Here is a 13,823-nt window from a genome sequence, read left to right as displayed (position 1 = left end):
ATCAACAGGCAGATTTTGTGGCGCAACATTTTTAAAGTAAACAGGGTAATCATATTCTTTAATTACTTTACCGTCTTTCTTTTGTAATCTAAATAAGCCTTCATATTGCTCCACTGTATCTTTTTTATAAGTAACATCTTTAGCCTGGCTCAATCCTTTAAAAATACCTGCCGTTGTACCATGTACCTGCCTGTTAGTATAATTATCTGCCCAAATGGTAAGTGCTGTTCCGTTTTGTTTAAACACTGCCCAAAACATAACCACCGCTGCAAAAATTGCAAGCAATGCTGCGATGGGGCGTTTTTCTTCAGCGGCAGCTCTAAAATATAAAGACGAATAAAAATAAATAACCGGTATGCAGGCAAAGATGAAAGCATCGGTAGAGTCGGAGCCAAAGATAGAACTGTCTGGGTTAGCCGCACTTGCGGTGCCTTTTATAAGCCATCCAATTATACCGGCAATTACAGCAGGTATAAATATGGTAAGTACAATTTTAGAAAAAGGCATATCTTCTTTGGCCATCGGCTTTCTTATATCACCGGAAGTATAATGTTTGGTACCCAGTATAAAAATGATAACACCCAGAAACATACCCACACCTGCAGCAACAAAAGCATATTTCCATCCCCATACAATTATAATTGCAGCACTAAAAAAATTACAAATGAATGCACCAATATTAATACCCATGTAAAAAATATTATAGCCCTCATCTTTTCTTTTTTCAAACTGAGGGGTGCTGTATAAGTTGCCCAGAAGTGTACTGATGTTGGGTTTAAAAAAACCATTACCCACAATTACCAGGGTCATGGATAAATACAGCATGGGCAGGTTGTGTACTGCCATCATGCAATAACCTGCACCCATCATCAGTCCGCCGGCAATGATAGATTTGCGGTAGCCAAAATAACGGTCGGCTAATAACCCTCCAATAAACGGTGTAAGAAAAACCAGTGCGATAAAAGTACCATACAAATCAGAAGCTTCGCTGTTCGTCATGGCAAAACCATGTTCTACATTTTTGAGGTAGAGCAAAAAAATACCGATCATCAGGTAATAACCAAAGCGTTCCCACATTTCGGAAAAGAATAAAAAGGGAAGGGCTTTGGGATGTTTTGCGGCGCTGCTCATGCTTTGTTTTTTATATGGTAAGATAAATAAAAAAAGGCGACTTTTTTAAGTAGTCGCCTTAAGTATAGAAAAAGAAAAATTAATTTTCTGAAAGATTCATAAGCTTTTGTAATTTTCTTGTAAGCAAAAATAAAATTAAGGATGCAACTCCCGAAAGAATAACAAAAAGAATAAAAAAGTCATAAAGATTTTCCATTTTATATCCTAAAAACGCTGTTGTTTTTCCTGCTTCAGGATACAATGCACTTAATACACCGGCAAGTTTATTGGCAAATGCATTTGCCAAAAACCATACTGCCATCAATAAGCTTGCATATTTTAACGGAGATAATTTATTTACTAAAGAAAGACCGATTGGTGATAAACACAACTCACCGCAAGTATGCAAAAAATATAAACTCGTTATCCATAACATACTTACTTTAATTCCTGGTTGTAAATTTTTAACACCCACTGCAATTACTAAGTAACCTATTGATAATAGCAAAAGGCCAATGGCCATTTTAGTTGGACTGGATGGTTCATATTTTCCCAACTTAATCCAAAGCCAGGCAAATAAAGGTGCAAGCGAAACAACAAATACGGAATTTAATGACTGAAATGCTCCAGCTCCAATTTCCTCTACATTCCAGTTACTTTCCCCATTCAAATAAAAATTCACATTAAAATAAAGAAGTCCTATTGCTATTATTGCCATTACTATTTGAGCACCAATTAGTAAAGATTTATCATGCTCTCTTAAATTTTTAATTGCTTTTTTCCATAGTACTCCCACATATGCTAATAAACCAAGTGATATTAAATTAATTGCCCAAACAGGAACTGATAAATTTAATCTTCTGTTAGTTTGTTCATCTGTAAAAAAAGTTAATGACGCACCAGCCTGTTCAAAAGCACTCCAGAAAAAAACAACAAAAAAAGCCACTGAAAAAATTACTACAATCCTTTGCTTTTCAATTTTGGAAAGTGTTTTATCGCCAAAAATCAGAAATGCAATTAAAATTAATGCACCAATTAGTAAGTAAAATATGTACGAAAATACTTTAGCATCTAAATATACCATCCCAACAAAAAGAGCCGCTAAGCCAGCTAAACATAATGATGAAGTAATTGGGTTTTTCAAAAATGCAGGCATATTTTTTTGTTCATTACCAAGGTCATTTCCGGCGGGGTCCTTTAAATATTTATCCTGATAAATTTTTTGAATTATTACGCTTAGCACCATTCCAATACCAGCAATTAAAAAGGACCATTTGAAATCTGCTGGATTTCCAGTTTCACCTACCATACTGCACAAAATCGGACCTAAAGCACCTCCAACATTAATACCCATGTAAAAGATTGTGTATGCCGGGTCAATTCTTCTATCACCTTTTGGATACATTTGACCAACTAAAGAAGAAATATTTGGTTTAAAAAACCCATTTCCGGTAATCATAAACCCTAAACCTGTAAAAAATAAAAAGGTAGAAACATCTGGCGACGATTGATAAAGAGAGGCACAGAAAAAAAGTATAAATTCTCCTAATGCCATCAAAATACCCCCAGTGATAATAGACCTTTTGTTTCCCCAATACCGGTCGGCAATAATGCCACCAATTAAAGGAGTTAAGTAAACCAAGCTTGTATAACTACCATATAGTTGAGATGCCAAAACCTTATCAAAAAGTAAAGCTTTGGTCATAAATAGTATAAGAATGGCTCTCATTCCATAATAGTTGAACCTTTCCCACATTTCCGTAGCAAATAATACGTACAATCCTTTCGGATGTCCTTGTTTTTTTACTGCCTGATCATTCATAATTAGTAGTTTTAAATGCTTGTTTAGTTTGTTTTAATACTCCAAAATAGTCATTTTCTTTTTAGTACAATCAATTTATACGCTTCAATTTTAAAACAAAAGGTTACAATAAATTACCATTTATAAAATTATTCTTGAAATGCGCCACCATAATTTTAAATTCGCAGTCTTAAATTTTTAACCCATTTAATATTGCTACTCAATTCATGAATATTCTTTTAATTGGCTCCGGCGGCAGGGAGCATGCATTTGCCTGGAAACTGTCTCAAAGTAAATTATGTAATAAATTATTTATTGCACCCGGTAATGCAGGCACTGCTTTGTGCGGTACTAACCTGCCTGTGGCAGTAAACGATTTTGAGTTGCTGGCTTCTGCATGTACTGCAAATAATGTAGATATGATTTTAGTGGGGCCAGAAGAACCTTTAGTGAAAGGCATTTACGATTTTTTTAAAAATAATGAAGCTACTAAACATATAGCTGTAATTGGCCCTTCTAAAGCTGCGGCACAGTTAGAAGGTAGCAAAGCATTTGCCAAGGCTTTTATGAAGCGCCATAATATTCCCACCGCTGCTTATGGAGAATTTACCGCCGCAAACTATGCTGCCGGGGTGGAGTATTTAAAAGGCCATTCGTTACCGGTAGTTTTAAAAGCCGATGGTTTGGCAGCTGGTAAAGGGGTTTTAATTTGTAAGAGTAATTTAGAAGCGCTATCAGAATTTGAGCTGATGCTGCACCAGTTAAAATTTGGTGATGCAGGAAAAAAAGTAGTGGTAGAAGAATTTTTAAATGGCATTGAATTAAGCATTTTTGTGCTTACCGATGGCGAAAATTACCTGTTGCTGCCCGAAGCAAAAGATTATAAAAGGATTGGGGAAGGGGATACTGGCCTTAATACCGGTGGCATGGGAGCGGTAAGCCCATTACCATTTGTTGACGAAGCTTTTTTACAAAAGGTGAAAGAAATAATTATTGAACCAACCATTGCCGGCCTTAAAAAAGACCAGTTAGAGTATAAAGGGTTTATATTTTTTGGGCTGATGAATGATAATGGGGAACCAAAAGTTATTGAATACAACTGCCGCATGGGCGACCCTGAAACCGAAGTAGTAATACCCCGTATAAAAAACGATTTGGTAGAATTACTTATTGCCACCACACAACAAAAATTGCACGAAATAGCCATTGAAACAGACAGCCGGTCTGTCGCCGCAGTAGTTGCCGTTAGTGGCGGCTATCCCGGCGATTTTAAAACAGGCATACCCGTACTGGGTCTTGATAACGAGGTTTTTCAAAGCAGCCTCATGTTTCATTCTGCTACCAAAATAAAAAAAGATGAGGTAGTAACAACTGGCGGCAGGGTGCTGGTGGTTACATCATTTGGTAATACAATTGCTGAGGCTGCCGAACATTCAAATTATATGCTGGAGCAATTGTATTTTGAAGGCATATATTTTCGCAGTGATATTGGTTACGAATTTGAATAAACACATTCGCCAATCCATTAAACGTTGGCAAATAATTTTTTAGTTTTGAAGTTCACTTTTTAAGCCCGTTTAAAAAATCTCACAAATCTTTGAAAAATAAAAAAATTGCCGTTGTTAATTCAAATAATTTACGCCAACTTTGCCTGCATCAAATTACGTACGATTTTCACTTTATAAAATATGTGCCTCTTTAACTTTTTTACACAGGAAATTGCGATTGACCTGGGTACTGCCAATACCCTCATTATACACAACGATGAAGTGGTGGTAAATGAGCCTTCTATTGTGGCGCTCGACCGAAACAATCCTAAAAATATTTTAGCTGTGGGTAAAAAGGCATTAATGATGCATGAAAAAACCCACGAAAGCATCCGCACCGTTAGGCCCTTAAAAGACGGTGTAATTGCCGATTTTAATGCCGCCGAGTTAATGATAAGGGAAATGATCAAAATGATCTATCCTAAAAAACCTTTGTTTGCCCCAAGCTGGAGGATGATGATCTGCATTCCATCTTCTATTACCGAAGTTGAAAAAAGAGCTGTAAGGGATAGTGCAGAACAGGCAGGCGCAAAAGAAGTTTATTTGATACATGAGCCTATGGCTGCGGCTTTGGGTATTGGTATAGATGTAGAAGAACCGGTGGGAAATATGATCATTGATATTGGCGGTGGTACAACCGGTATTACCGTAATTGCGTTGGCAGGTATTGTTTGCGACCAAAGCATTCGTATTGCAGGCGATGAATTTACTGCAGATATTATGGAAGCTTTACGCCGTTATCATAGTTTATTAATTGGCGAACGCACTGCCGAGCAAATAAAAATTCAGGTAGGCAGCGCCATGAAAGATTTAGATAATCCTCCTGATGATATTCCTGTAAACGGAAGAGATCTGGTTACCGGTATTCCTAAACAGGTTATGGTAAGTTACCAGGAAGTGGCCGAAGCCTTAGATAAAAGTATTTTTAAAATTGAAGAAGCTATTTTAAAAGCTTTGGAAACTACACCACCCGAACTGGCATCTGATATTTACCGCCGTGGTTTATACATTACCGGTGGTGGCGCTTTGTTAAGAGGGTTGGATAAAAGATTACAGGCAAAAATTAAATTGCCGGTGCATGTTGCCGATGATCCGTTAAAGAGTGTGGTACGTGGTACAGGTATTGCGTTAAAGCATTACGACAGGTATCCGTTTGTGATGAGATAATTTACAATAATTAGGAATTAGGAATTTGTAATAAGGATTGCAATACTCCCAATTCCTAACTCCCAATTCCTAATTCCTTACACTTGTGCGTAATATTTTTCTTTTCATTAGCCGCTATTCTACTCTCCTTTTTTTCCTGTTGCTGCAGGGATTTTGTATTTATTTAATCGTTCATTACAATACGTATCATACAGCCGTTTTTAGCAATACTACCAACCAGCTCACAGGTAAAGTAAATGAACAGTATAATAAGATTGAGGATTTTTTTTATCTCAAAAAAACAAACGATTCATTAGTTAAGGCCAATGAAAGATTGTACAATAAACTGCGGGCCGATTTTCAATTACCCGATACGGCAGGCAAAGCAGTTATTGATACCCTTAAAATTGATTCGCTGACACAATACAGAAAATATAATTACCTGCAGGCAACTGTAATTGAAAACTCTGTAAACTTACAAAGTAATTTTATTGTATTAAACCGGGGTAAGCGGGGCGGATTAAAAATTGGTATGGGTGTTATTGATATTAATAATGCAGTAGTAGGAAGTATTACAGATGTTAGTGATGATTATGCCATTGTAATGAGCTTGCTGCATAAGGACAGCCATGTTGATGGCATGCTGTTAAAAGGTAATGGTGAAACAGGCACTGTTAACTGGGATGGAAAAATCCCCAATATTTTATCAATGAACCGCATACCTAAGAGTGCAAAGGTTGCTGCAGGCGATACTATAATATCAAGCGGCGTTAGCACCACTACAATTCCAAAAGGTAAAATACTGGGCTTTATAACAGAAGTATTTGCAGAAAAAAGCAGTAATAATTTTTTAATAAAATTAAAGTCGGCAGCAAATTTTTATAACCTGCAGTATGTTTATGTAATTGACGATAATCAGCAGGAAGCTATTAATCAATTATTAGAAAAAGCAAAACAACAGGCAAAATAAAGAAACAGTCTTTGCCTTTGGCAAAAAACGGAATTGCCACGGAAACACAGCAACACGGAAAATATTAATACATTTTTCGTGTTGCTGAATATAAAACTAATAAACCCGTTTTTGTGTTTCCGTGCCCTCTGTGGCGTAATTTTCACCGCAGGTGAAAAAATAAAAAATATTAAATGAGTACAGTAGTAAAAAATATTATCAGGTTCATGCTTTTTATTTTGGTACAGGTTTTTGTACTGGATAATATTCACCTGCACCAAATGGTAACGCCGTACTTATATTTTTTATTCATTTTATGGCTGCCTTTTAATATGAACCGAATCTTGCAGCTAATTATTGCTTTTGTATTTGGTTTTACGCTGGATAGTTTTAACCACAACCCGGGCTTTAATGCTGCGGCATGTGTTTTAATTGCTTATTTAAAACCCCACCTTGTAAACTTATTAATACCCCAGGAAGGGGCAGATGATAATTATGAAGAACCTTCTATTAAAAGTATGGGAGGTTTTCTGCCTTATTTTATTTATGTTGCCGTACTCACAATAATTCATCACACCTGGCTGTTTTTATTACAGGCATGGCAGTTTGGTAATATTTGGTATTTTTTGGTAAAAATAATTGTATCAACCGCCATTAGTTTACTGCTGATAATAATTACCGAATTGTTATTTGTTCGTAAACAAAAATTCAGAACAAACACAGTGTAGCGAATGGTGAATGGTCAATCGTCAATAGTATAAATCGAAAATCTAAAATCATAAATCCCAAGTGTCTGTCTTTAATCAGTCTCGTAAAAATGTAATTATGCTGGTGTTTATCGGCATGATGCTGATAATTATTTTACAGCTGATGAACCTGCAGTTATTTTCTCCCAAATACAAATTGGCTGCAGATGACCAGGGCATTTTTAGAAAAGTAATTTACCCCGACAGGGGAATTGTGTACGACCGTACCGGAAAATCTATTTTACAAAACACTACTATTTTTGATTTGATGGTTATACCCAATAAAATTAAGGGTACCGATACCATGGCTATCTGCAATATTTTAAATATTGATACCGCTGAGTTTAGGAAACGGATGGAGAACATTGTTTTTAAATACAAAAGTTACCGGCCATCTATTTTTGAAGCCTTACTGAGTAACGAAAAAATGGCTAAGCTTTCGGAAATACTTTATAAAGTAACACCGGGGTATTATTTACAGGAAAGATCGGTAAGAGATTATCCTTATGATGCCGCAGGAAATATTTTAGGCTACTTAAGTGAGGTGGACAGCAACATTTTAAAAAATCCAAAATACACCGGTTATGTAATGGGAGATTATATTGGCAAAACCGGTTTGGAAAGAACTTACGAAAATGTAATGCTCGGTCAAAGGGGAATTGAGTTTTGGAAAAAAGATAAAGTGGGCAGGCTTACCGAAAGATTAGAAAAAGGAAAGTTTGACACCACTGCTGTTGCCGGGCAAAACATGCACACATCACTGGATATTGAACTGCAGGAGTTGGGAGAAAAATTAATGGAAAATAAATTAGGTTCTATTGTAGCAATAGACCCCCGTACCGGTGGCATTTTATGCATGGTAAGCAGCCCCACCTTTAAACCAAAATTATTAACCGGTGCCGAAAGAAAAAAACACATTGCAGAATTATTATTAAATCCGGCATTGCCATTATTAAACCGAACAGTTGGCGCAACTTATTCTCCGGGCTCAACATTTAAAACTTTGCAGGCATTAATCGGTTTGCACGAAGGTGTAATTGAAACCAGCACCAGGTTTACCTGCTCCGGTGCATTTTATGGTTGCGGCAGTGGCAGGCCAATGAAGTGTTTGGATTATGGCACATTCGATTTACGCAGTGCCATCACTATTTCGGACAATACCTATTTTGCCAATGTAATGCAAAGGGTGATTACAAATCCCAAGTATCCCAATCAGGATAGCAGCCTGAATGTATGGAGCCGTTATATGCAGGCTTTTGGTTTGGGCCATAAATTAGGGGTTGATGTACCATCTGAAAAACGTGGATTGATACCCAATGCTGCCTATTACAATAAAATTTACGGAACAGGTAAATGGAATTATTGTACGTTTCGTTCTGTAAGTATTGGCCAGGGTGAAGTGGACGTAACACCTATGCAGGTGGCAAACGAAATGGCTTATATTGCTAATAAAGGCTGGTATAAAACACCGCATTTAATTGATTCTATTGAAGGGGGTGATAAATTTAATATGCTTGCAAATTTTAAAGAAAAGCATAATACCGTTGATATACCCGACAGTATTTTTGAAGCAGTGCATGATGGTATGCAGGGCGTGGTGGACAGGGGAACCGGTATCGCAGCAAAAGTTGCCGGTATAAATATTTGTGGTAAAACCGGAACGGTAGAAAATTATTACCGGGGTGTAAAGCAACCCAATCATGCTTTTTTTGCAGGCTTTGCACCAAGAGAAAATCCTACAATTGCCATTATGTGTGTGGTAGAAAACAGCGGCCGCTTTGGCGGTACTTATGCTGCTCCTATTGTAGGGTTAATGATTGAAAAATATTTAAACGATTCTATACCTGATAAAGCGAGGATTGCCAGAATCGATCAATTATCTAAATTAAATCTTATTCCTTCCAGGATTTATGATGAAATGAAAAGACAGGATTCATTAAGGCATTCTAAAGACTCGGCTTATCTTGTAGCAAAAGGCTACATCAAAATTATAAAAGATACTTTGGGTATGGATGATAGTGATGAAGAGGAAGCTATGGATAAATTAAAAAAAGATAAAGAAGATCAAAAAAAAGAACAACCAAAAAAAGACAGTAACGATAACAAAATAAAAATAAACACAGATGCAATTTTGCCCAACGAAAAAAAGAAACCCGAAATAAAAGATTCAGTAAAGCCGTGAGCAATGAGCTTTGAGAAGTGAGCCTTTGTTACTCACCGCTCATGGCTCACCGCTCATGGCTCACCACTCACCCTCATGTATCAAAAAAATCCTTCCATATCAAAAGGCATCGATTGGGTAATGATTTGGCTTTACGCCATACTGGTAATGATTGGCCTGCTCTGTATTTTTTCGGTAGAATATAAAAGCGGCGACCCGGTACTGCAAACCTTTTTAGGATTTAAAAAAGAATACAGCAAGCAGTTTTATTTTTTTATTGTCAGCATAATTGTAGGCATATTTATTTTACTTACCGACAGTAAATTTTTTACTGCCACCGCCAACCTTGCTTATGCCTTTGGTATTTTACTTATACTGGCCACTTTTGTAGTGGGTAAAGAAGTAGGCGGATCAAAAAGCTGGATACCATTAGGCTTTATGAATATTCAGCCGGTGGAAGTTTGTAAAATATTTACATCGCTGGCGCTGGCAAAATATTTATCGCTGCCCGAAACAAATTTTCATAAAACACAAACACAATTAATTGCAGCAGCTATTGCTTTTAGCCCGGCAATTTTATCGGTGTTGCAAAGCGAACCAGGTGCAGCAATTGTTTATTTTTCGTTCGGTATTGCTTTTTACAGAGAAGGATTGCCTACCATGTACCTCATCATTCTTTTTTCTTTTGCCATACTTATAATTGCCAGCATTGTAATACTGCCCAATACTTTATTTATTGCCCTCACCATAATTGCGGCGCTGTTTATTTTTTTATACAGAAGAAAAATAAAAAGAGATAAAGGCTTTTTAATTTCTATTGCTGCAGTGTGGATTTTATGCGTAGGTGTACAAAAATTTTTGGTGCCTGCTTTATTTGAAAGTGTACTTAAGCCGCATCAGATAGTGCGTATATTTTCCACCTTTGGGATAGATGATTATAAATTTAAAAGTGCAGAACGTACTGCCGATATTCAAAAAGAATTTGCTAAGCTTGGTACTGCAAAAAAGAAACCCGGCGAAAAAGTAGAAAGCTATAATGTGAAGCAATCTAAGATTGCCATTGGCAGCGGCGGTTTTTGGGGTAAAGGGTATCTGCAGGGTACACAAACCCGTGGTTCGTTTGTACCGGCGCAAAACACCGATTTTATTTTTAGTTCCGTTGGAGAAAATTTTGGCTTTTGGGGTTGTGCAGTTTTAATGCTGCTGTATTTTGGTTTAATGCTGCGGTTAGTTTTTTTAGCCGAAAGGCAACGCAGCACTTTCAGCCGTGTATATATGTATTGTGTGGTGGGCATTTTATTTTTTCATGTGGCGCTTAATGTTTGTATGACGCTTGGCCTTGCACCATCACCCGGTATTACATTGCCACTACTCAGTTACGGCGGCTCTTCATTAATAACTTTTACCGTTTTATTATTTATATCCATCAAGCTGGATGCCGACAGAGGGATGATATTGAGGTAAAGGGCAGCCCCCATCCCCTGAAGGGGAGCATACGCTGCTATATCCAACTTCTTTTCAATTACTTTTGCAGTTAACTATTTTATATAACAATACCCCGTAAATAATCAGGGTCAAAATTCTCCATCATCTTCTTCATTTCCTTCCGCCAACAGGCGGAGAGATAGAGGGGGCTGTGGCTCGGCATCATGAAAATAATTCCACTCAGCGAAGGCGCATTCACCATTGATAATACCAAACAGTTTGTTCCTTTTAATAAAGACAAAGATGATCTGCAGCAAAGGCCCATTGGCAGTTTGCTGGTAGAAATACAGCCCTTTGTAATAGTTACTGCAAAAGATATTTTGGTAATTGATACCGGCCTGGGTTTTACTAATCCCAACGGCAGTTTACAAATTCATCAAAATCTTTTGGATAATGGCATTAACCCTTTAGAGGTTACAAAAATTTTATTAAGCCATCTGCATAAAGACCATAGCGGTGGCGTAAGTAAGGAAGATAAAATTTTACAACATCGGTTTATCAGTTTCCCTAATGCCATGTATTATGTAAACAAAGATGAATTTGATTCAGCCATGGCAAAAGGCAAACCTTCTTACACTCCGGCAGAATTTGAAATTTTAGGTGATAGCGATAAAGTAATTTTTACGCAGGGCAATGGTGTTATTGATGATTATATAAAGTACGAAGTAACCGGTGCACACTCACCCTTTCACCAGGTTTTTTGGATTGAAGAAGATGGACAGAAAATATTTTTTGGCGGCGATGTGGCACCGCAACTGCAGCAAATGAAAAATAAATTTGTAGCCAAGTACGATTACGACGGAAAAAAATGTATGGAGCTTCGCCAGCAATGGTGGCAACAGGGGCAACAGGAAAAATGGACCTTTTTATTTTATCATGATATTAAAACGCCGGTGGTGGAGTTTTAGGTATAAAGATATCTTCTGAGATCTTTGTTATTCTGATGCCTGTTATTCTTTTTTTGCTTTTTGTAAAACGTGTAATAGCACAGGATGTGCGATAGAATAATGCAACAAAAAAATATTTTTTCAAAACGGCCCCCTTATTTTAGTTACTAACTTTTGAGACAAGGATATTAATCAATTTATCATCTGTAGGCTTAGGTAATTTTTTTGCTTTTAACGAAACATATAATTCGTATAAAAAAAAGCCTCTATCAGCTATTTGTAATGAAATTCCTGCGATAAAATCATTCAAATAACTTTTTTGCCTATCAATATTTTCTTCGGTTTTTGCATGTAGTTCCTGCCTTGTACAGGCTCTAATAATACATGCTCTTATAATGGCTTCATTGTATCTGGCTCCGGCTGGTAAATATGCATCAATAGCCAATATCTTGTAATAGGGATTTAATATGCCTAATGTAATAATATTAGTTTTGTTGTCAACTTCAGGACCCCCAATAATTCTTAAATGATGTATGCTTGCCGCTATTGCTATAAACAAATCAGCTTCACTAACAGATTGACTATCAAAAAAAATAGAGCCTCCAAGAAATGCTTGCTTTGTTGATTCCGTATAATCAAAGAAAACATTATTGGTTAGTCCTTCTTTTTTACTGCCCTGCAATTCGCTATATCTATTTCTTAAGGATGTAATAAATAGTTGACTATCATGTTTCTTTTCAGTTATTAATTTTTGCAGAATGTCTTTTTCATTACACCATGGACAATTTTTCTCATCCCAATCAGGCAGGTTTATTTTTTCTATAGATGTTACAATATGTTGAATCGGATTTTTACCCCCCGAGGAATTTATTCTTAATTGAAGTTCATTTACCTTTTTATTCCATACTGTATCATTTTCAGGACGAGCTACTCCTATAAAATAGTGTATTTGACCTTTATAACTGGTTCTTAAATTTTGCTGATAACTTTTAAGTCTGCTTCCCGTAACTGAAACATCATCAATTACCAGAATCATATCTGATTCTGATAATTTTTTAAGATGTTCTGCAATTCCCCTTTTTTCATCATTTATTAAAGTGTCCGTTATTGAGAATATTTCTACTGAAGTCATAAACTTTGTATCAATCAAAATTTTTATACATGTCGCTAATTTTTCTCCTTGTTCATGTGGAGGATGTATAATATAATTAGGGGCTTTGCTGAAACCGTTTATTGCAATTTTTAGTTTATCAGTAAAGGACTCAACTTCAAGCATTTTATTTATATCTATAAAAATACAATGATGGCGTATAAATGCTTTTTTTAAATCAAGCGCATCTCTATGTATTGTAAATACATTTTTATTGCAGTAGTCATGGCAAAATTGTTTAGAATTCTTATATGAATCTATAGTTAGGTTTATTTGCGACTCCTGTATAAGTAGCGGAAAGAATACTTTTTCATCAATTGGAATTACTTTTTCATTAGAACTCAAATCTAAAGAGGAGTCAAAACATAGCCCTTGCATATTGCTTAAATCACAAAGAATATTTACGCTGTTTTCATAAGCAAGATTATTTTTCTTTACTAATTTATATAAAGCAGTGGATTCAATTTTATCTTCTAACTCAAGCCCAGTGAATATATTTTTTAAGGCTTGATAACTTTTCTCAGTCTTAATAGCACTTAAAAGAAATAAAATTTTCTTTTCATTTTGGTGAAGTAACGGTTCAATTGAAGCGTACGTTTCAACATCCAAATTTTTTTTGCCGTTTGGGTAGTAGGATAGCATGTTAACATGAAAGGAACTATGATGAATCTTATCATCATATCTACATAATAACCTTGCAGCATTAAAAGCTATGGAAGATATGCTCCATGAATCTATTAAAATAGCACTTGTATTTTTGAGTTGGGGAATAAGCCAAAAAAAGATTGCGTCTAAAACGTGTCTCCTTGTCTGGATATTTCCTACTCGAAGAAAATAGTGA

10 protein-coding genes are annotated in these 13,823 nt (G+C 36.2%); 7 read left to right on the top strand and 3 right to left on the bottom strand.

The window, feature by feature from the left end; genetic code table 11:
- A partial coding sequence (locus tag ACY65O_RS08165; protein ID WP_462220363.1) for a peptide MFS transporter occupies positions 1–1,131 on the bottom strand: 1,131 nt, incomplete at its 3' end.
- A gap of 79 nt (positions 1,132–1,210) precedes the next feature.
- The gene (locus ACY65O_RS08160; protein WP_462220362.1) at positions 1,211–2,932 is read right to left on the bottom strand and encodes a peptide MFS transporter; all 1,722 of its coding nucleotides are present in this window, start codon (positions 2,930–2,932) and stop codon (positions 1,211–1,213) included.
- 206 nt (positions 2,933–3,138) lie between these two features.
- Between ACY65O_RS08160 and purD the strand changes: the two genes are divergently transcribed.
- From purD to ACY65O_RS08125, 7 genes are all read left to right on the top strand, one after another.
- Positions 3,139–4,419 carry a phosphoribosylamine--glycine ligase gene (gene purD / locus ACY65O_RS08155; protein ID WP_462220361.1) on the top strand — a complete coding sequence of 427 codons (1,281 nt, stop codon included), beginning with the start codon at positions 3,139–3,141 and terminating at the stop codon, positions 4,417–4,419.
- A gap of 180 nt (positions 4,420–4,599) precedes the next feature.
- Positions 4,600–5,625, top strand: coding sequence for a rod shape-determining protein (locus ACY65O_RS08150; protein WP_462220360.1), 1,026 nt, complete (start codon positions 4,600–4,602; stop codon positions 5,623–5,625).
- A gap of 85 nt (positions 5,626–5,710) precedes the next feature.
- A complete protein-coding gene (gene mreC / locus ACY65O_RS08145) occupies positions 5,711–6,574 on the top strand; it encodes a rod shape-determining protein MreC (protein WP_462220359.1) in 864 nt (287 codons plus the stop codon).
- 173 nt (positions 6,575–6,747) lie between these two features.
- On the top strand, positions 6,748–7,281 hold the full coding sequence (gene mreD, locus ACY65O_RS08140) for a rod shape-determining protein MreD (RefSeq protein ID WP_462220358.1): 534 nt from the start codon (positions 6,748–6,750) through the stop codon (positions 7,279–7,281).
- 97 nt (positions 7,282–7,378) lie between these two features.
- Complete coding sequence (locus ACY65O_RS08135; RefSeq protein ID WP_462220357.1) at positions 7,379–9,481, top strand: penicillin-binding transpeptidase domain-containing protein; 2,103 nt, start codon at positions 7,379–7,381, stop codon at positions 9,479–9,481.
- 75 nt (positions 9,482–9,556) lie between these two features.
- On the top strand, positions 9,557–10,924 hold the full coding sequence (rodA, locus tag ACY65O_RS08130; RefSeq protein ID WP_462220356.1) for a rod shape-determining protein RodA: 1,368 nt from the start codon (positions 9,557–9,559) through the stop codon (positions 10,922–10,924).
- Between the two features lie 185 nt (positions 10,925–11,109).
- A complete protein-coding gene (locus ACY65O_RS08125) occupies positions 11,110–11,853 on the top strand; it encodes an MBL fold metallo-hydrolase (protein WP_462220355.1) in 744 nt (247 codons plus the stop codon).
- A gap of 139 nt (positions 11,854–11,992) precedes the next feature.
- On the opposite strand, the gene ACY65O_RS08120 is transcribed toward ACY65O_RS08125, so the two are convergent.
- On the bottom strand, positions 11,993–13,823 hold a 1,831-nt coding region (locus tag ACY65O_RS08120), incomplete at its 5' end, for a hypothetical protein (RefSeq protein WP_462220354.1).

It is taken from the genome of Ferruginibacter sp. (assembly GCF_031430955.1).
In the GTDB taxonomy this organism is placed as follows: Bacteria; Bacteroidota; Bacteroidia; order Chitinophagales; family Chitinophagaceae; genus Ferruginibacter.
This window is presented reverse-complemented; position numbering and strand designations above follow the sequence as displayed.